General features: G+C 60.9%; 23 protein-coding genes. 15 read left to right on the top strand and 8 right to left on the bottom strand.

The window, feature by feature from the left end; genetic code table 11:
* The first annotated feature begins 18 nt into the window (after nucleotides 1–18).
* The 15 genes from U5K31_12600 to U5K31_12670 all read left to right on the top strand — a co-directional run bounded on the left by U5K31_12600 (nucleotide 19) and on the right by U5K31_12670 (nucleotide 12,525).
* Nucleotides 19–369 (top strand): hypothetical protein, encoded by a 351-nt coding sequence (locus U5K31_12600; GenBank protein ID MDZ7773559.1) that lies wholly within the window; start codon nucleotides 19–21, stop codon nucleotides 367–369.
* Entirely contained in the window at nucleotides 300–1,718 is a 1,419-nt protein-coding gene (locus U5K31_12605) for a M3 family oligoendopeptidase (GenBank protein ID MDZ7773560.1), read from the top strand. Before U5K31_12600 ends, U5K31_12605 begins: the two co-directional genes overlap by 70 nt.
* A gap of 122 nt (nucleotides 1,719–1,840) precedes the next feature.
* Nucleotides 1,841–3,355, top strand: coding sequence for a GAF domain-containing protein (locus tag U5K31_12610; GenBank protein ID MDZ7773561.1), 1,515 nt, complete (start codon nucleotides 1,841–1,843; stop codon nucleotides 3,353–3,355).
* Nucleotide 3,356: 1 nt separating this feature from the next.
* Complete coding sequence (locus tag U5K31_12615; GenBank protein MDZ7773562.1) at nucleotides 3,357–3,803, top strand: hypothetical protein; 447 nt, start codon at nucleotides 3,357–3,359, stop codon at nucleotides 3,801–3,803.
* Between the two features lie 25 nt (nucleotides 3,804–3,828).
* Nucleotides 3,829–4,524, top strand: coding sequence for a hypothetical protein (locus tag U5K31_12620; GenBank protein ID MDZ7773563.1), 696 nt, complete (start codon nucleotides 3,829–3,831; stop codon nucleotides 4,522–4,524).
* Between the two features lie 285 nt (nucleotides 4,525–4,809).
* The gene (locus tag U5K31_12625) at nucleotides 4,810–5,466 is read left to right on the top strand and encodes a sigma-70 family RNA polymerase sigma factor (protein ID MDZ7773564.1); all 657 of its coding nucleotides are present in this window, start codon (nucleotides 4,810–4,812) and stop codon (nucleotides 5,464–5,466) included.
* Between the two features lie 60 nt (nucleotides 5,467–5,526).
* Nucleotides 5,527–5,625 carry a sigma factor-like helix-turn-helix DNA-binding protein gene (locus U5K31_12630; GenBank protein ID MDZ7773565.1) on the top strand — a complete coding sequence of 33 codons (99 nt, stop codon included), beginning with the start codon at nucleotides 5,527–5,529 and terminating at the stop codon, nucleotides 5,623–5,625.
* Nucleotides 5,626–5,858: 233 nt separating this feature from the next.
* Complete coding sequence (locus U5K31_12635) at nucleotides 5,859–6,041, top strand: two-component regulator propeller domain-containing protein (GenBank protein MDZ7773566.1); 183 nt, start codon at nucleotides 5,859–5,861, stop codon at nucleotides 6,039–6,041.
* 601 nt (nucleotides 6,042–6,642) lie between these two features.
* Nucleotides 6,643–7,128 (top strand): two-component regulator propeller domain-containing protein, encoded by a 486-nt coding sequence (locus U5K31_12640; protein ID MDZ7773567.1) that lies wholly within the window; start codon nucleotides 6,643–6,645, stop codon nucleotides 7,126–7,128.
* A gap of 4 nt (nucleotides 7,129–7,132) precedes the next feature.
* Nucleotides 7,133–7,306, top strand: coding sequence for a two-component regulator propeller domain-containing protein (locus tag U5K31_12645; protein MDZ7773568.1), 174 nt, complete (start codon nucleotides 7,133–7,135; stop codon nucleotides 7,304–7,306).
* 350 nt (nucleotides 7,307–7,656) lie between these two features.
* The gene (locus tag U5K31_12650) at nucleotides 7,657–8,103 is read left to right on the top strand and encodes a hypothetical protein (protein ID MDZ7773569.1); all 447 of its coding nucleotides are present in this window, start codon (nucleotides 7,657–7,659) and stop codon (nucleotides 8,101–8,103) included.
* Between the two features lies 1 nt (nucleotide 8,104).
* Nucleotides 8,105–8,566 carry a hypothetical protein gene (locus tag U5K31_12655; protein MDZ7773570.1) on the top strand — a complete coding sequence of 154 codons (462 nt, stop codon included), beginning with the start codon at nucleotides 8,105–8,107 and terminating at the stop codon, nucleotides 8,564–8,566.
* A 279-nt stretch (nucleotides 8,567–8,845) separates the two neighbouring features.
* The gene (locus U5K31_12660) at nucleotides 8,846–9,028 is read left to right on the top strand and encodes a response regulator (GenBank protein MDZ7773571.1); all 183 of its coding nucleotides are present in this window, start codon (nucleotides 8,846–8,848) and stop codon (nucleotides 9,026–9,028) included.
* Nucleotides 9,029–10,642: 1,614 nt separating this feature from the next.
* On the top strand, nucleotides 10,643–10,981 hold the full coding sequence (locus tag U5K31_12665; protein MDZ7773572.1) for a hypothetical protein: 339 nt from the start codon (nucleotides 10,643–10,645) through the stop codon (nucleotides 10,979–10,981).
* A 755-nt stretch (nucleotides 10,982–11,736) separates the two neighbouring features.
* Nucleotides 11,737–12,525 carry a hypothetical protein gene (locus tag U5K31_12670; GenBank protein MDZ7773573.1) on the top strand — a complete coding sequence of 263 codons (789 nt, stop codon included), beginning with the start codon at nucleotides 11,737–11,739 and terminating at the stop codon, nucleotides 12,523–12,525.
* Between the two features lie 737 nt (nucleotides 12,526–13,262).
* Here U5K31_12670 and U5K31_12675 read toward each other — a convergent pair.
* The 8 genes from U5K31_12675 to U5K31_12710 form a co-directional block, all read right to left on the bottom strand.
* A complete protein-coding gene (locus U5K31_12675) occupies nucleotides 13,263–13,673 on the bottom strand; it encodes a hypothetical protein (GenBank protein ID MDZ7773574.1) in 411 nt (136 codons plus the stop codon).
* Entirely contained in the window at nucleotides 13,639–14,472 is an 834-nt protein-coding gene (locus tag U5K31_12680; GenBank protein ID MDZ7773575.1) for a universal stress protein, read from the bottom strand. Before U5K31_12680 ends, U5K31_12675 begins: the two co-directional genes overlap by 35 nt.
* A complete protein-coding gene (locus tag U5K31_12685; protein MDZ7773576.1) occupies nucleotides 14,399–14,674 on the bottom strand; it encodes a universal stress protein in 276 nt (91 codons plus the stop codon). The genes U5K31_12680 and U5K31_12685 overlap by 74 nt, the downstream gene beginning before the upstream one ends.
* 111 nt (nucleotides 14,675–14,785) lie before the next feature.
* A complete protein-coding gene (gene corA, locus U5K31_12690) occupies nucleotides 14,786–15,703 on the bottom strand; it encodes a magnesium/cobalt transporter CorA (GenBank protein MDZ7773577.1) in 918 nt (305 codons plus the stop codon).
* Complete coding sequence (locus U5K31_12695) at nucleotides 15,607–15,885, bottom strand: hypothetical protein (protein ID MDZ7773578.1); 279 nt, start codon at nucleotides 15,883–15,885, stop codon at nucleotides 15,607–15,609. Before U5K31_12695 ends, corA begins: the two co-directional genes overlap by 97 nt.
* Nucleotides 15,886–18,047: 2,162 nt before the next feature.
* Nucleotides 18,048–18,179 (bottom strand): hypothetical protein, encoded by a 132-nt coding sequence (locus U5K31_12700; protein ID MDZ7773579.1) that lies wholly within the window; start codon nucleotides 18,177–18,179, stop codon nucleotides 18,048–18,050.
* Between the two features lie 480 nt (nucleotides 18,180–18,659).
* Nucleotides 18,660–19,121 carry a hypothetical protein gene (locus U5K31_12705; protein ID MDZ7773580.1) on the bottom strand — a complete coding sequence of 154 codons (462 nt, stop codon included), beginning with the start codon at nucleotides 19,119–19,121 and terminating at the stop codon, nucleotides 18,660–18,662.
* Nucleotides 19,122–19,135: 14 nt separating this feature from the next.
* On the bottom strand, nucleotides 19,136–19,315 hold the full coding sequence (locus tag U5K31_12710; protein ID MDZ7773581.1) for a hypothetical protein: 180 nt from the start codon (nucleotides 19,313–19,315) through the stop codon (nucleotides 19,136–19,138).
* Between the last annotated feature and the right edge of the window lie 69 nt (nucleotides 19,316–19,384).

Below are 19,384 nucleotides of genomic sequence, written 5' to 3' on the forward strand. Positions count from 1 at the left end.
GCCACAGGCGCCGAAGAGGTGGTATGGGACCTTTCCGAGCTGTATGGGGGACCCGACGACCCGCAGCTGGCGGCCGACCGGGAGGCGGTGCTGAAGGAGGCCGGCGAGTTTGCCTCACGGTATCGCGGCCGCGTGGTGGAGCTGGACGCCGGATCATTCCGGGAAATGCTCCGCAGTTACGAGCAGCTCCTGGATACCCTGGGCCGCATCGGCTCCTATGCCCACCTGCTCTGGACCACCGATACCACGCGGGCCGAATATGGAAAACTTCTGCAGCAGGCGCGCGAACTCTCTCGGAAGTGCACCAGCAGCTGGTATTCCTGGACGTGGAGTGGCTGCAGGTGCCCGACGAGCGCGCCCGCGAGCTGATGGAAAGCGAGGAGCTGGCCGGCTACCGCCACTGGCTGGAATCCTCCCGCCGCTACAAGGAACATACCCTCAGCGAGCAGGAGGAGAAGATCCTCTCGGCCAAGTCGGTAACCTGCCGCAGCGCCTGGAACCGCTATTTCGACGAGACCCTCGGCGCCGCCCGTTTCGAGCTGGACGGGGAGGAACTGAGCGAGCAGGAAGTCCTGAGCAAGCTGCACGAGCCGGACCGCGCGTTGCGCCGCCGCGCGCACGCTTCCCTGACCGAGACCTTCGGGGAGCTGAGCCGTACGCTCACCTTCGTTTTCAACACCCTGCTGGCCGACAAGCACACCAACGACCGGCTGCGCGGATATGACTCGTGGATCTCCTCGCGCAACCTGGCCAATGAAATTGACGACGATACGGTGAAGACCCTTGTCGACACCGTCACCGGCAGCTACCCGCTCGTGCAGCGTCACTACCGGCTCAAGCGCGATTTGCTGGGTTATGACACGCTCTATGATTATGACCGATACGCCCCGCTGCTGGAGACCCGCCGCGAGGTGTCCTGGGAGGAGGCCCGCGGCATGGTGCTCGATGCCTACAACGGCTTCCATCCCGAGATGGAACGTATTGCAGGGGACTTTTTCGAGGAGTCGTGGATACACGCGGCCATCCGCCCAGGCAAGCGGGGCGGGGCCTATTCGGCAAGCACCGTGCCTTCGGCCCACCCCTACGTATTTATGAATTACGATGGCAAGCTGCGCGACGTGCAGACCCTGGCCCACGAACTGGGCCACGGGGTGCACCAGTACCTTGCGCGGCGGCAGGGCGTGCTCCAGGCCGGCACGCCGCTGACCACCGCCGAGACGGCTTCGGTCTTCGGCGAGATGCTGGTTTTCCAGCGGCTGATGCGCACGCTTGAAGAGCCCCGCGATCGCCTGGCGCTTCTGCTGGGTAAGATCGACGATACCATTGCCACCGTCTACCGCCAGGTGGCCATGAACCGTTTCGAGCACGCCATGCACACACGCCGCCGGGAGGGCGGGGAATTGACCACCGCGGAGTTCTCCGAGCTGTGGCGGAACACGCAGGCCGACCTCTACGGCGATTCGGTAACCCTGACGGAAAGCTACGATCTCTGGTGGTGCTACATTCCCCACTTTCTGCACACCCCGGGCTATGTCTACGCCTACGCTTTCGGGGAGCTGCTGGTGCTGGCTCTTTACGAGGAGTACACGCGCAGCGGGGAGGGCTTCGCCGACACCTACCTGGAAATGTTGAGGGCGGGTGGATCGGACTGGCCCGAAAACATCGTGGGCAAGACGGGACTGGACATCACCAGTCCCGATTTCTGGAAGCGCGGGTGAAGGCCGTCGAAAGCCTGGTCGAAGAGGCCGAGGAACTGGCCGCAAAGGTTTAGTAAACCGGCGCAGGCACGATAACCATAATTGGGACCGCGACACAGCACACGCACAGATACGATTCAGACATGGAAACGTACACGCAGGCACGCCATAAGGAACGCTCCAACGCAGATATCATGGGGAAGCAGCGCCAGGAGAAGTCCCTCCGTGAATTCAAGGAGGTGCTTGACGACCTGGTCTTCATGCTGCGCCGCGCCACCGGCATGCGCACCGTCTCCCTCTATTGGGTGAACCGGCAGCGCGGGCAGTTCGTGCTGGAAACCCAATCCACGGACCTGGAGAATGTTATGTTCCAGGACCGTCTCGCCTTCGGGGACGATCTTCCTGGAACCCGTGGCGGGATATCGAGGAGCCCGCCGGCCTGCGCGTGGGGGAGGAGGTGGAAGCCGGCCAGCTTGCCCATTACTACGGAGAAGTGCCGGTGGAGCACCTCTACGCTGCTGCCCTTCCTCAATAACGGGGAGACCGGTAGCGCTGACCGTGCTGGAATCCGACGCGCCCCTTTCCGAGGAGAGGGGGAGGTGGTGCACGCCTACATCAACGGCCTCCGGAATGTTCTGAACACCTATCTTGAGATCAGCGACCTCTACGAGCGGCAGGAGGAGTGGCTGGAGTACGAGGAGCGCGTAAAGGTCATCGAGACCAAGGGCCACGCCGCCAAACTCATCCATGCCGTCATGGACGAAATCCAGGAAATGCTGCACGACGGCGGAGTCTGCTTCGTGGGCAAGGCCATGGGATCGTGGTGCCACCTGATGAAATCCACGGAAGCCCGTCACGCCCCACCCCTCGGCATGCCCCTGGAGCAGCGCACGCTGGGCTACGACGCCCTGGAGAGCGGGAGCCCGGAATTTGCCATCCATTTCAACAACAATCCCAAGCGCCTCTCCCCGCGCGAGCGAAAGACCGAAGGCGCCACCCTGGCCGTCCCCCTGCTGATGGACGACCGCCGGCAGGGGCTGCTGCTGGTCTACGACCGCAACCCGCTGGTGTTCAAGGAATCGACCAAACACAAGATCGTAAACCTGGTGCGGCTGGCGGCCCTCAAGCTGGGCACGCGACGCGGCACCCCCGAACCCGGCGAAAGCATCGTGGCCAACGAATACGGCGGGGTGCTGCCCGACCTGTGGGAGATCGTGGTGGACGGGCAGCTGCAGGCCCTGCGCCGGCAGGACAGCTCCTACCATTCCTGGTTTGGACTTCTCACCCTCTCCGACCTCTCGGAACTGCGCACCAGGCTGCGCCTGGAGGAGCTGCAGGCTCTGCAGCGCGATCTGATTTCCGCCTGCAATCCCTCCCATTACGGCTGGTCCGGTTACATCGGCTCCCACGCCGATTACGTCTACGCCATATTTCTGCAAAGCGCCGACGAGGATGCCTTCAAACAGTGGGTGTCTTCCGTCAAAAAAGAGCTGGACGGGGGACTGGAGCTGAGTAACGGGCGTTCGTTCCGCAGCGGCGTTCAGGTGGGTTTTACCTCCCTGAAGGGCGGGCAGGAGGACTCCTACGAAGTACTCTCGCACGCCAAGACCGCCCTGTCCAGGGCCGTGAAGTCCAAGGAGGAAGAGGAGGAAGACTGACGTGGGCAACTGCTACCTGCTGGTTATTGACGGTCTGGGGTCGGGGCGCAGGAGGACGCCGCCGACTACGGCGACGAAGGCGCCAACACCCTCCGGCACGTCTGCGAGCGCACAGGATGCCGCCTGCCCAACCTGGGAGAGGCTGGGCACTGGGAATATCCTGGAGCTGCCCTCCGTACCTCCCGCCGAGAAACCCCTTTGCGCCTGGGGACGCATGCGTGAGGCCTCGCCCGGCAAGGATTCCACCACCGGACACTGGGAACTGGCCGGCGTGCAGCTTCCGCATCCCTTTCCCACCTATCCGGAGGGTTTTCCCGACGAGGTGATCGAGGCCTTCTGCGAGGCAGCCGGCCTGCCGGGGGTGCTCTGCAACCGTCCCTATTCGGGCACCCAAGTGATAGACGATTACGGGGAGCGGCACCTGCAAAGCGGCAAGCCCATCGTCTGATACCTCGGCCGACAGCGTTTTCCAGGTGGCCGCGCACACCGGGGCGGTGCCCGTGGAGGATCTCTACCGCTGGTGCCGGCTGGCCCGCGGCGAGGTGCTGACCGGCGAACACAGGGTGGGCCGGGTCATCGCGCGTCCCTTTGAGGGCGAGCCCGGACACTTCGAGCGCCTGTCGCATGACCGGCGGGACTACTCCCTGGCCCCGCCCGAACCCAACCTGCTCTCCCTGCTGAAGGAGGCCGGGATCAGGCGCTATTCCATCGGGAAGATATCCGACCTGTTCGGGGAGGACTATTTTACGCAGTACCGTAAGACGCGCGGGAATGCCGAGGGCCTATCCCAGATGCTGAGTCTCATGTCAGCCGCCGAAGACAGCTTCGTTTTTGTGAATCTCATCGACACCGACCAGAAGTACGGGCATCGCCTGGATCCGGAGGGTTCCGCGTCGTGCCTGCAGGAGCTGGACCGCGCCGTGCCGGCCATGTTCAGCAAGCTCCGGGAAGGAGACCTGTTTATCTCTACGGGCGATCACGGCAACGATCCCACGCACCGACAGCACGGACCACAGCCGCGAGTTCGTCCCTCTCCTGGCCTTCCCGGGTCCACCTTTCGACCTGGGGACGAGGGAAACGTTCAGCGACGTGGCATGCAGCGTGGCCCGTTTCTTCGGGCTGGAACATTCCTTCCCCGGACAGGGTTTTTAAAGTCCCATAAGTCATAAAGTCGAAAAGTCTGGAAGTCGATGGACCTTCGGACTTTATGACTTTTGAGCTTCTCGACTTGTTAGACTTTTAGACTTGTTGGACTTATTAGACTTTCTGACTTTTCGACTTTAAAGACTTATATTAGAGAGATTGAACAGATGTATGCATATAACATCGGAAGGGACGAGGCGTTAGCATAAGGCTGCATGGAGGCAGCCCGGGTCATCCCGGCGAGCCGGTCCGGCAGGCACGGCCTCCCCGTATCCCAGGAACCAATTCCAACATAAACCCAGCATGTAAACGTGGCTAGAAGTTCAGGAAGATCGACCCGAGAGTCGGAGTCTCTCGACCGCTACCTTCAAGAGATTGGCAAGGAGAAATTAATCACCCCGGAAGACGAGGTGCGCCTGGCCAAGGAAATTCAGAAGGGGAGCCAGAAGGCCCTGGAAGACCTGACCAAGGCCAACCTGCGCTTTGTGGTGTCTGTAGCCAAGCAGTACCAGAACCAGGGGCTTTCGCTCGGCGACCTGATCAACGAGGGCAACCTCGGGCTGATCAAGGCGGCCAAACGCTTTGACGAGACCCGCGGGTTCAAGTTTATTTCCGACGCGGTCTGGTGGATCCGCCAGTCCATCCTGCAGGCCCTGGCCGAACAGAGCCGCATCGTCCGCCTCCCTCTCAACCGGGTTGGCGCGCTGAACAAGATCGGCAAGGAGCTTTCCAAGCTGGAGCAGGAGTACGAGCGGGTTCCCTCGGCCGCCGAGCTGGCCGAAAGCCTTGACATGACCGTCTCGAGGTGGCCGACACCTGAGTTCGGACGCCACTCTCGGTGGACTCCCTTTGCCCAGGGCGAGGACAACGCCTGCTGGACGTGCTGGAGAACGAAGAACTCCCGATCCCGACAACGACCTGATGGGCAAATCCCTGAAGGTGGAGATCGAACGGGCCCTTCAAGCTGACCAACAGGAAGCCGAGGTGATACGACCTACTTCGGCATCGGGCGCGAGCATTCTCTTACCCTGGAAGAGATAGGCGAGCGATTTGACCTGACTCGCGAGCGCGTGCGCCAGATCAGGAGAAGGCGCTCAAGCGTCATCACAACAGGAGCGCCGCGCTGAGAGCCTACCTGGGCTAGTCATAGGGTTACCCTTTAGCATGTGAGGACTATTATGGAGGCTTCCCTCCGCCTACGGCGGATCGGAAGCCTTTGTTGTTCCGGTGCGATATTGTTTGCATGTTGCAGGGTCAGTCCGGCGCGCCGTTCCAGGCCGTTAGGGGATATACATTTTGCCCATTTTTTTCGTTACACCACCGACCAAGACGTTGTTGATATGGCTCGCTCGCTTCTGCCGTGCCCGCCGCAGGCCAGCAGCTTCCCTTCCGTTCCTATTCCATCGAGCGGGGACTGAGTGAGTCGGTGGTCAACCGCATGATGCAGGACAGCGAGGGCTACATCTGGGTCGCCACCAGCTACGGGCTCAACCGTTTTGACGGGCGCGACTTTCGAACTACGACGAGGAGGACGGCCTGCTGAGCAACGACATCCAGGCCATCTACGAAGACCGCAGCGGCCGACTCTGGATTGGCACCGAGAACGGCGTGAACGTCATGGAAGACGACTCCATACAAACCAGGACCGCCCTGAATCCCATGCGGGGCACCGTCGTTCGAAGCATTTCAGGACGATTCGGGCGACTACTGGTTCGGTACGGAAGGACACGGGCTGTGGCACCTGGACGGATCGGGCACGCTGTCCCAGTACCTGGTGGACAACGGCCTGGCGGAACAACAACGTGCGCGACATCGTACAGGATGAGGGTATCTACTGGATTGCCACCCGCGGGGGGACACTCCCGGCTGGAGGATGGATCCTTCACCACTTTCACGGTGGAGGACGGCCTGCCGGAGAACCTGCTCGGCGACCTGCTGCTGGACCGTGAGGGTACGCTCTGGATTGCCACGCGCGGTGGACTCTCACGCTTCGACGGCACGTCTTTTACCAACTATACCCAGGATGAGGACAGCCTGGTTAACGACCGCGTGCAGTCCTTTCCCCCGACGGGGAGGGGGGACTCTGGCTGGGCACCGAGGAGGGAGCGAGTCACTTCTCCGGCGGCAGCTTCACGAACTATTCGGTGGAACAGGGGCTCACCAACAACATCATTCACGCCACCCTTTTCGACCGCGAGAACAACATATGGGTCGGCACTCACGGCGGCGGCATCACGGTCTTCCTGGGTGACCACATCCGCAGCTCCACGGTGGAGGACGGCCTCCCCAACAACGTCATTACCTCCATTACCCAGGACAACCTGGGCGAGCACTGGGTCACCACCTACGGGGGAGGCATCGCACATTACGAGGACCAGCGTTTCGTAACCTACAACGAGTATCACGGGTTGGTGGACAACAAGGTCTACACGGCCGAACTGTCTGACCAGAACGACCTGCTGATTGGGGACCCGCTGGGGACTCAGCATCTACAACGGCATCGTCTTCTACAACTACGACTGAAGCGAGTTGCCTTCGCGCAAGGTGCGTGCCATTCACAACTCCTTCCCGGGCGAGGGGTTCTGGCTGGGCACCTACGGGGACGGCCTGCTCCACTTCGACGAACGTGAATTTGTGTCTCACACCGCCGATGACGGTCTGGCCAACAACACGGTGATGGACATCACGGAGGACGAACAGGGAAGGCTCTGGTTTGCCACCTACGGAGGGGTCAGCATGCTGGAGGACGGCGCCTACGACTACACCCTGGCCGACGGCCTTCCCGACAACGGAGTGATGGACGCCTGAGGGCCCGGACGGCGATATGTGGTTCTTCACCACCAGGGCATCGCCCGTATTTCCAACGGGGAGGTCATGGCCGTGACCGCCGGGGACGGGCTGCCCGACGAGGTCTGCTATTTTATCCTGCAGGACCGTAGGCGCTACCCGGGATTGGCACCAACGGCGGGGTGGTGCGTTTCGGACGCGGAACGCGTCCGGGCGGTGGGCAGTCTGCCCTGGCTCGAGAAAGCGCAAGGCCTTCAAGCTGATTACCCAGGACCGGGGCCTGGTGGCGAACGAGATGAACGCCGGCGCCGGCGACAGCGACGAGCGAGGGCTACGCTCTGGTTCGGTTCGGTGGGGGGACTCACCCCGCCTTGGATCCCGCAGGGGTGCGGCTGGACCGCACGCCGCCCAAGGTGCACGTGGAGGCGGTGGTCGGTATCCGGGGAGCCGGTGCCGGGCGTCCGGACGACCTGGAGATCGGCAGCAACAACCGCAACGTCGGCCTTCTCCGCTTTATCGGCCTCGACTTCACCGGCTCCCGAGCGGGTGGTCTACGAGTACCGCATACCGCAACGCCGACGACGAGCTGGCCCGCGCCGCCGCAGCGGCAGGTGCAGCTCGCCACCTGCCTGCCGGGCGACTCAGGTCTTCGAGGTGCGCGCCCGGAACAACGACGGCATCTGGAGCACGGAGATCGGCGACGGTCTCCTTCACCCGTTCTGGCGCCCTTCTGGATGCAGTGGTGGTTTGTCGTGCTGGCCGCGCTCACCCTGGCCGGCGCCTTCTACTTCATCTCGCCATTACGACCGCACACGTAGCATGGTGGAGAATCGAGCGCATGCGCGTGCGCATGGCCAGCGACCTGCACGACGACGTGGAAGCAGCACTGACGGAAATCGCCCCTGCCGGTCGGATTTCTGCAGGACCCTGGATGTGCGGGAGGGCCTCAGGGAGTCGGCTGCAGTCAGATGCGGCGAGCAGAGCCGCAAGATCGTCTCCAGCCTGGACGACATCGTCTGGTCCATAGACGCCCGCAACGACACCCTGGGCGACCTCACCGACCGCATGCAGGATTACATCAACAACGTGCTCCCCGACCGGGAGGTGCGCTATGAGATTCGGGGACCTGGATATGGACGAAACCCTCGACGTGCCCGTCAAGGAGAACCTCTACCTCATATTCAAGGAGGCGGTCAACAACGTGGCCAAGCACTCCGACGCCGATCGTGTGACGGTGCGCCTCGCGAACAAGGGCAGCGGCTCCTTCGACCTGGCGGTTAGGGATAACGGCAGCAGTTCCAGGAACAAGCGGAAAAGCGGCCAGGGAATGCGTAACATGGAAATGCGAGCGAAACGTATAGGCGCTGATATTGAATTTACCAACACCGAAGGATTTGCCGTGCGCGTGCATGCGACGAGTGGGTCAGGACGGCAGCTGCCCGCCGGCCGGGCTATCGGAGACGCGAACCTCGAAGGAGCTCCGCATTACGGCCTCGACCGTCGGCATCGTCGAAGACGACAAGAAAAGATCAGGGATTCTGATCCAGACGCTACCTGGACATGCAGGAGGAGCTTGACTGCCCGGTGGCCGTCGATTCGGTGGAGGACATGCTCGACTACCTGGAGGAGCACCCCGACGCCGACGTCATCCTCATGGACATCCAGCTGCCCGGCATGTCGGGCATCAAGGGCATCGGCATCATCAAGGATGGAGCGTCCCGAGATAGCGATCATCAGTGCTGACGGTCTACCACGACTCCCACAAGACCTCTCGACTCCCTCTGCGCCGGCGCCTCGGGTTATCTGCTCAAGCACACCTCCCTGCCCGCGGGAAATCCGAGGAGTCCATCCTGAAGCTGCTGGAGGGCGGGGCTCCCGATGTCGCCCACAGATTGCCACGCAAGGTGATCCGCCGCTTCCAGGACGAAAGTCTCCGAAGAAGGACGCCGACTCTCCAAGCTCACCCCGCGCGAGCACGACATCGTCAACGGGCTGGTGGGACGGGCTGAGCTTACAGGATGATCGCCGACCGCTACGACATCTCCATCGACACGGTGCGGGCGCCATATCCGCAACATCTACAAAGAACTTGCACGTGAACTCGCAGGCGGAGGTGATCGCCAAGTCGCTGAAAGGGGAGATATAGCCCCTGCAGGCCGATTCGGCTCACTAACGTCATCATGTGATTGATGCCCGGGCCTGCGACGGGCCAACATATACCAACAGATTCACGTAGTGTTCCGGTAAATCGACCTTGGGGAGGCTCCTACGAAGACGCATCAGATCGGCACTCCTTGTTCGGCGTCGCCGTCCTGCTGTCCGGCTGCTGTACGCAGCTTGGGATGCCAGCAGGCGGCGGAGCCAGGCGCAACTCCGGCAAGCAGGCAAAGCCTCCGATGAGCGACAACCGTGAAGCCGACCGCCGAATACGGACGTCCGTGAGACGGCCGGCACCGAGGTCCGCCAGGGCGACTGCGGCCGCTCGAGCAGGGTGGGCTACTACTACACCGGAGGCGAGCGCTCCCAGCTATCCCTACTACCTCCAGGGACGCCCACCTCGCACGCCACTTCGGCTCCCGCTGGCTGGAGCTGCGAGCACTTCGTCAACTGGTCGGCCTTCCGCTCTACCGTTTCCATAATGGATTCAGGCCCTATTTTCGCACGGTGGCAGTGGGGCAGCTACTTCCGCTACGCCCACATGCCCCATCCGGGTCCTGGTTCTCCGTGAGCTTCGGCTACGGGCAGGTGCGCCGAAGCCCTACTACCCGCCTGGTACGACGCGTACGCCTTCCACCCCTGGGGCTACCGGCTACGGCTGGAACAACGTCGACGACAACAACTACTACTTCCTGGACGACGACTACCGGCGTGGTATGACGGCGGCCGCGAAGACCGCAACAACGCCCGGTACGGGCTGCGCGCCGCCGGCACCTTCGCGGCTGGGCGCCAACGGCGGCGCTGCGGGCGACGGGTCCGAGCGTGCGCACCCGCGGCGCGCTGAACAGCGGCTCCTCCTCCTCGGCGACGACCCGCATACGAGGCGGAAGCTCGGGCGCAACGCGCTCGACCGGCAACGTAGGCCGTACCCGCAGCGGCGGAACGTCCCGGAGCGGCACGTACCCGCTCGTGCCGCGGCGACACCCGCAAGCGCGGCGGCAACGACCAGGGCGCGGCCGACGACGGACAGCGGGACCTACGCGAGGACGTCGTTCGGCATACCCGCACGGTCTGCCTGGGCGCCACCTCATTCCCGGCCACCCTGCCCGAGAGCTCCCGCAGCACGGACCTGCTCTCCGGCGACGACACGCATGCAGCGGGTGCGTCCCATCTACACCAGCGGCTTCGACTTCGGCTGGAATGCCGCAAAACCAGCAGGACCGCCTGAAGGAGCAGCGTGTGGAGCCCATCGAAATGCGTCCCACCGTCCGTGACCGGGGCGGATTTCCTGCAGCAGCTGGGCAGGTTCTTCGAATCCAGCCGCGGCTCCTACGGGAACCATGTCCTGGTCGCCCGGCTGGCGACCGCGGCGGCGTCGACCGCGACCGTGAGCGTGACCGCGATCGCGGCACGGTGAACCGCGGTTCCACCGGCTCCGACACCCGCTCGCGTTCCGGATCCTCGGGCAGCCGCTCCCGCGGCTCCGGGGGAGGCGATGATGACGGTGGATCGAGCAGAAGCCGCGGCGGCGGAAACTGAGCGGCGGTCCCGCCCGCCGCAGCCGGCCGGACCACGTCCGGCGGAGCAGCCTGCGGCTCCGCCTCCCGAACCCCATTTGCAACCCCTGACCTGCCGAGAGTATGCATACGAAGTGGCGAACCAGTTCAGCTCATCCCTAGGCGCCTGGCTTGCCCTCGTTCCCGCCGCTCATTCTCAGACGGCCGACGATGTGCTGCGCTACCAGCTGCAGTACCCCTCCCAGGACGCCATCTCCCTGGTCATGCCGGGTACGGCCTGGGCCAGCGGCTACGGGGCTTACCAGCAAAACCCCGCCTCCATGGCCCTCTTTGATGAGAGCTATCTTTCGTTCAGCCTGAGCAGCCGCTATGTGAACGAGGATGGCCGGTACCTGGGCAACAGCCATCCCCACGACGCGCGCAACGAGACCAACATCAGGGGATTTCGGCTTGGTCTTCGATTTCCCGGTTTCGCAGGGTGCGCTGGTGGTGGGAGGGGGCTACAGCCGGAGCTCGGACTTCAATCGCGCCCTGGCCGGCGGCGGATTCGACGACCGGTCAAGCTGGCTTTACCGATTTCTACAACATCACGCCGGACGACAGTCTCTTTTTCGCGGCTTTCGACACCTACGCCATCGATTCCGCCACCACCGACAGCTCGTTCGCCAACACCGCCTCCATCTTCCGCATCGGCGTACCCTACATGGGCGTGGACCAGGATTTCGAGATGAACGAGACCGGCCGGATGGGCGAGTACAGCGCGTTCGTGGCCACCGAATGCCGCGGAAAGACCTGCTGGTGGGTGCCTCCATTGGGCTCTTCGAGGGCGGCTACCACTACCGGCGGGAGTTTCTGGAGAGCGACCGGCGCAACCAGTACAACTACACCTTCATCGACACCGACGGTGACGGGGAGGCGGAGACCGACATCGACCGTATCCTGAGCGAGGACACCATCGACGCCAGCTTCACCGCTTTCAGCGCGCGCCTGGGCGTCATTTACCGTATTGCGCCCGGCCTCCAGGTAGGCGTGGGCTACCAGTTTCCCAGCACCCTGAGCTTCGAGGAGGAGTTCAACACCTCCATCCGCACCACCTTCGACAACGGGGTGGTCTTCGAGGACGGCCACGCACCCGGACGTTTCAGCTATAAGATCCATTCCGTCCCAACCGCATCAAGCCTGGGGGCGGGGGCCAAAAACCTGGGACCCCTGAACATCTCGGCATCTGCGGAATACGTGCCCTATCCGGAGGGCCGCATCGAATTCGACGAGCTGGAGCTGCGTCCCTCGCAGGAGGCCATCAACGACAACGTGAGCAGCAGCCTCGCCGACGTCTGGAACGTGCGGGCGGGCCTGGAATTGGAAATGGACCGGCGTTTCGTGCCCCGCATAGGCTACGCCCGCTATCCCAGCCCCTACAAGGGACTCGCGGCGGCGGACGACACCCGGCAGATTTACAGCGGGGGATTCAGCGCGCAGATCTCCGACGGAATGACCTTTGACCTGGGCGTGCAGTACGCCACCTGGGAGGACCGCAACAGCCTTTACTACTGCCACAGGCTCTAACGGCACGGCCCATGAAATCGCCACCGAGGAGGTGACCCGCTGGCAGCTGATGGCCATCCGGCTGGACCTGTAGGCCCGTCGCCGACCAACGATCTCCCAAGCGAATACTCCGTAGACCAGAGGAGGTACCCTGGCAACCGGTACCTCCTCTTCGATGCGCCGCCCCATGCTGATCTACCCGGGAAAGGCGTACACCGGCAAAGCCCCGAAAGGTCCAGGCGCACCCATAGCGGAAGGGGTCGAGGTGGTCTGCCAGTACACCGTGTTGATCCAGGTCTCCGGATCCCGGTACAGCCTCGGCGCTCCCGTCTACGTACCACGGAGAACTTCGTCGCTCACGGTGACATGGTCCACCATGTCCGGGTATCCCGTGGTCGAGGGGATGCCCTGCCCGGAAAGGGTGTCGGTCAGCACGTCAAGGCGGGGTCGTTCACGAAATCAAGGTAGGGCGTAGGCTCCTCCGGTGGATGGAGAGGTCCACTCGTCGTTGTAGTCGCCCTAGCAGCAGGTATCCACGCCGTCGGGCCGCTCGCCCTGCTTTGAGGTAGCCGTAGAGCGCCTGCGGCGGCTCCGGCTTCCGGCCGCTCGTAGTCGCTCGGCGCCCGTCGCCCGCCTTGGCGTGGATGACCACGGCGTAGGACGGGAACGCTGCTCGCCCTGCCAGCGGTAGTCGAATCGGAACCAGAGGGGATAGCGTCCTCGGCCCAGTCGTCGTAGTCCTGTCCCTTCGCCGGAGCCTATCTGCGCCGGAGCCGACGATCTCCACGGCGCGGGCGTCGCAGAGCAAGCCCGTTTTCTGGATCCAGGCGATGCGGCGCGGCGACGAAGCCTTCGCAGCCCCCCGCGGGCAGGTCGGCCAGGTCATCCATGGCCTCCTGGCTGTAGACTTCCTGGAAGGCGTAGAGAGCGGCTTTCAGGGAATCCATCACCTGTTTGATGTTGCGCGTCTGCAGCTCCTCGTCGGCCGGTCCGTCGCCGCTGTCACTCCCCCGTAGGCGCATTGGATCGCCGTAGCCCACTCCAGGTTCCAGGTCACCGCCTCCAGGATGCCGTCGGCCTCCACCGGGGGCGAGGCTTCCAGGTTCGCGCCGTTGCCGGGCGGGTCGTCGCCCGTCATCCGTCGCCCGGAGTCGGACACCGCGGGTCACGCCGCCGTCGCAGGAGGCAAAGCCCAGGGCCAGGGCGAGCAGCAGGAGGGGAGCAGGGCGGGGTGGAAGCGCCTGCCATGCGCGTTAAAAAGCGTCTGACTCGCTTCAAGGTGTCTCGGAAGATGCGGGGGCCTTGGGTTTGATGCTCAGGACCGGGACAGTCGATGTGGCGCACCACGCTGGCGGTGGTGCTGCCCATCATCAGTGCTCGACGCCGGTGCGCCCTACGGTGGACATGACCACCAGGTCGTGGGGGTTGCTCCGTTCGTAGTCGAGAATGGCCTCGTGAGGCGAGCTGGAGGAGACCACCACCCGGGTGGTGAGTCCCGTCGCCCACCTCGTGCATTTCCTCCTTGGCCAGCACCTCCAGGCGCTGCTCGCGCAGGGAGACGGTCTTCTCGTCGGGCGCCTCCTCATGCTGGGCGTCGTAGGTAAGAATGTGCACCAGCTCCAGCTCGGCGTCCGCCCGGCGGGCGATGTCGCTGGCGTGTCCAAAGGCCGCCCGGGCGTTGTCGGAGAAGTCGGTGGTCACCATCACCCGCTCCACCCGCTCCAGCTGGCGGTCTCGGTTTACGATGAGCACCGGCTTGTGGCAGGTGCGCAGCACCTTTTCGGAGACCGAACCCAGGAAAAAGCGGGAGAAGCCGGTGCGACCGTGGGTGGACATGACTACGGCGTCGTAGCCGTCGGCTTCCTCCACGATGGCTTGCGCGGGATTGCCCACGCTAACTACGGGAGGGGCCAGCAGGGAGGCGTCGATCTCCTTTCCCGCCAGGTCCTGCAGCCTTTCGAGCAGCACCGACTTCCATGTCGTCGAAGTTGTCGGCGGTGGTGGGACCCACTCCGAAATCATAGGGGGCATCCAGTTCGCTGACGGGCAGGTAGGAGTGGAAGGGGGTGACCGACCCGTTGTAGAGTTCGGCCATGCGCGCGGCCGAGTGCAGGGCGTTGGCGCCCAGGTCGGAAAAGTCGAGGGGAACGAGAATCTTGTAGTTTTTCATAGGCGTCTCCGGCCGTTGAAGGTCCGTTGATTTGATTACGGTTGCCGCTCCGCCGCTTCTCCCGCGCGGCGGTCGTCCTTTACCCGTAAGAACAAACGGCGGGAAAATGAGTCAGAGCCAGTCCTTCCGGCGGAAATAGATCAGCATGCCCACCGTCACCGCCGCCATCAGGGCCATGGCGGCCGGGTAGCCCCAGTACCATCCCAGCTCGGGCATGTTCCACGGGCTGGCGCCGGGATCGAAGTTCATGCCGTAGATGCCCGCGATGAAGGTGAGGGGGATGAAGATGGTGGCGATGATGGTCAGCACCTTCATCACCTCGTTCATTTTGTTGGAGACGTGCGACATGTACATGTCGTGCAGGCCCATCAGGATGTCGCGGTAGTTTTCCACGTTGTCGATGATGTGCACTACGTGGTCGTAGACGTCCCTCAGGAAGATGCCCGTCTCCTCGCGGATATGCGGGGAATCGTCGCGTATGGTGCTGTTGAGCACGTCGCGCAGCGGCCAGACGGTCTTGCGAAAGTAGGTAAAAGTGCGGCGAAGCTGGTGCAGATGGTGGAAGGATTCGGGACTGGGATCCTCGATCAGAATATCCTCCAGGCTCTCGGTTTCGTCGCCCAGCGCCTCCAGCAGGCTGAAATAGTGGTCCACCACCGTGTCCATCATGGCGTAGGCGAGGTAGTCGGGTCCGCGCTGGCGGATGCGGCTGTTCTCGATGCGCAGCCGGTCGAGGATGGGACCGAACCACGGCTTGTCGCTCTCCTGGAAGGAGAGCACGAAGTTATCGCCGAGTACGATGCTGATCTGCTCGGTGTCGAGCGTCTCCTCCTGGCCGTCGGACAGGTGCAGGGCGCGCAGCACGAAATAGATGCAGTTCTCGTACTGCTCCATCTTGGGCCGCTGCTGCGTGCTGACGATGTCTTCCTGGATCAGCGGGTGCAAATCGAAATAGGACCAGATGGTCTTGAGCTTTTCGATGTCGTGCAGGCCGTAGACCTTGATCCACGTCTTGGAGGGATCCTCCAGGTATCAGGGCGCGCCTCCTCGATGTCGCGGATGGCGATTTCGTCCACGTGCCCCTCACTGTAGTCGTGGATGGTGATCTGCACCTCGTCCACGCGCTGCTCGCCGATGTGCTGCACGGTACCCGGGGCGGTGCCCGGCTTCTTGCCGCTGCGCACCTTGCGCTTCTTCAGGCTGGGCAGCATGCGTTTGAAATGTTTTCCCGGGGGTCATGGGGAGGGGGTTGGAGTAGCAGCTTAATAGTCACCTTAATATTGACAAACGCGTCGCATTATACAAGTCTCTTAAATGGGGCTAAACCTGAATGGGAAGTGATTTCCAGGTGTGATGCGATTTGACATTACACCTAACTAGTACGTAATAAAACCTACGTCTGTGAAAATAAAATTTTTTGAATCATGTATTTGACTTTATCAGAAAAAAAAAACAAATGTTGGATTTACGTTGCAATAAAAAATAAATCAATGTGTATTATGAAATACTTTTAAACTCATCATCGGAGCGGTACTCATACTGGCCAGTCGGGATAACTGTTTCCAGTCCAGAATTCGTTATTGGGGCGAGATGGCGATGACTTGCTATACTGTGATAATCTCTGCACGGAATTATGTGGAGAATGGGACCCGAGGGTCCTGTCGAGCGGTTTCATGCCTAAACAGCAGGGATGTAACGGTTGCATTAACCTGTAATGGTGAGTGGCAAGGGCCCATTGAGGATTAAGACTGCAGAAGTAATGGGTCCAGGAGAAGGCCCATGTATATGGGCCTTTTTATATGTAAAATGGACTCATTATGGGGCTATGAGAGAAATTAAAAATAGCAATAATCACAATATTTGTAATTATTGTCTCCGGTCGTTGCTTATCAATATATCTCGAGTGGACCGGGAAAGGAGATGGAGATTATTTCGGATAAGAACGAAATCAGTGCGATCGCCGGATAGTAGAATGTGGAATAATGACATAATCTGGAAATAAAGTTAATCTGCATTCTGACACTCAAAGATTCTGTCCTGCGGGCACAAAAATTTTGAAATGATCGATGGATCGATTTTCGTCGGGGACTTTGGGAGACATGAGTTACTGAGCGGTTTCAGAATCTGGGTGGAAGGTATATCAGGATGGTCCGGAGAGGGGAACCGGCCCAGGTCCAGGTGAGTTTACACTCATTATTGATATAGAAGAATTCCACTCTGATACGCTCTTAGCAATGGATTCCCGGAAACGGGAAATAATGGGTTTTTCACTTTCCAGTGGCGAGCTTCATTTTACCCGAACGGTGAAATATGACCCTTATCGCATGGTTGCGGTCGAGAGATCAGCTTAATCAGTCCAGTTCTTCACTATCGGCTAATTTTTTCAAAAGTTCTTCCTCAAATCTCGAAGTACAGTCAGAATTCGGGCGCATAACGTCGAGCCCAGTTGCAAAATGCTATTTCTTTAACTGGAGAAGTAGTTTCCGTGGGTGATGGTGAGCATTTTATTTATTCCCCCACCAGGACGAGTTACCTATTCTATTTTAATTTGAGTGGAAATGAGATTCGCAGGATTATCAGGCCCGGATCGCATACGGTATCCGTTGAACCACAAAGAAGAAATCTGAGAATACGAAGGTAACTAGCCCACGTTTTACCGCCAGTAAGAGTATATGATCTCGATACACATAAAAACAAACTATTTTGTCAGCGCCATTAAAAGGAATGAGGATTGTACCGAGGAATACTCTTATTATTGATATATACGAATATCAGCTCGGGAATGTACCAGGAATCCATTCGAATGCCTACGATGGCGCGTAATATCATAGTAACCGAAAACCGAATTTATTATACGGAGTTTGAAACGGAAACTGTCGAGGCTTATCAATATTCTATGTAAACACTATGGTCGATACTGGGAAGCAACTTGTAACCATTATAGGCACCCTCGCAATTGTTGCTCTCTTTGGCATAGCTGCGGCGGGGAAGCTGATGGAACCGGATACCAGCCTGGAATTTTTCACGATGGCGCTCACTGGAAGTTGTGAGGGTTGGGCGGAAAGTTGTTTGATAGTACTAATTGTACTTGAGGCATTTTTGGCATCGTCGCTTCTGTCTCATAAATCAAAGTGGCCGTATTACTTGTCTGGAGGTACATTACTAATCATGACGACGATAGTTCAGCTCGGATATGGAATGTATCTTGATCTCGAAGCTTTATGCGGGTGTTTTGGATCGGTAATTGAAGCAACGACCGTGAATACATACAGCGTTGGTTAGAAACGGACTCTTCGCTACTCTGGCAATACTTTCATTCCGAATCTTGAATAACTCAAAGCTACTTACTAGCCCAGTTCTATAAGACCTCCTCTTACACCTGTTTTTTGACTTCTGACGAATTAACCCCTTCAGCAACGGGCTCCTCGTACTCGTCCAGCATCTTGACCAGCAGGGTCATGGAGCCCTTGATGGTGTAGAACTCCCGGGCGGTGAAAAACAGCATGCCGGCCAGGCGCAGCCCAGGGCGGCAAGGGTCAGCGACAGGCGGAAGGCGGTGGGTTCGGCGCCATACTCCAAGCAGGAACCAGGTGCCGTCAGGCCAGCAGCATGAAGACCGTTGAAGGAGACCGACCCAGAAAATACTGCGGCTGCTGCTCCGAGCTGGCGTTCGGCGAAGGCGCGGTAACGGCCCTCCTCGAGCAGCTTCTTATCCTTGCTCAGAAGAGGTACCGGACGCGGTTCTCGTTGAACTGCTCTTCCAGAAATTCTTCGATCAGCGGTTGCATTGCCATGTGATGCGGGTTTTGGATTTCGGCCTGAACGCTAATTTATTCGTTACCTGCGAAAGGACAAAGCGTGTCAGGGCGACCCTACCCGTGTTCCTGGCGCAGCACCTACGGGGCGTACTTGCGGTAGACGCTGCGGCTGTTGAGCATGCCGATGGCGATGGTGAGGGCGGTGACGGCGGCGGTGCCCACGACAATCACCCATAGGGTCGGGCACGAAGTCCAGCTCGAAGTACCATCCCGCCAGCAGCCAGGTGGCACCCAGCGAGAGAATGCAGTCCCGTAAGCGCGGACAGCAGCCCAGGAAGAGGTACTCCACCGACAGGATTTTGACAATCTGCGCCTTGCTGGCGCCCAGTGGTGCGCAGGCAGGGTGCTCTACGGATGCGCTGGTAGCGACTGGTGGCCACGGAGCTGGCCAGCACGATGAGTCCGGTCAGAATACTGAAAAGCGCCATAAACTGGATGGCAAAGGAGATCTGGTCGATGAAGTCGGTTGATGGTCTCCAGCACCCGGCTGATGTCGATGGCCGAGACGTTGGGAAAGGCCTGCGACCACCTGCCTGCTGGATGGAGGCGGCCGCCTGCCGGTCGGCCGTCCGCTGATGGTCACCCAGATCTGGGGCGCCCGCTCCAGCACGCCGGCGGGAAAGAGCCATGAAGAAATTGGGACTCACCCGCTGGAAGTCACCTCCCGATGCTGCCCACAGTAGGCCTGCACCGGCACGCCCTGCACGTCGAACGTGAGGCTGTCGCCCAGCTCCAGGTTCAGGTCCTGCGTGATCTCGCGGGAGGCGCTCGACCGGCGGCACCTCGACGGTCGGCCTACCCGAGCCCGTAGAGGTGCCTTCACCAGGGTCTCGGTTTCGGTCGAGCGAATCGCGGTAGGTGGCGCGGTACTCGCGGTTGAGGGCCCAGCCGC

Source organism: Balneolaceae bacterium, assembly GCA_034521445.1.
Classification (GTDB): Bacteria; Bacteroidota; Rhodothermia; order Balneolales; family Balneolaceae; genus JAXHMM01.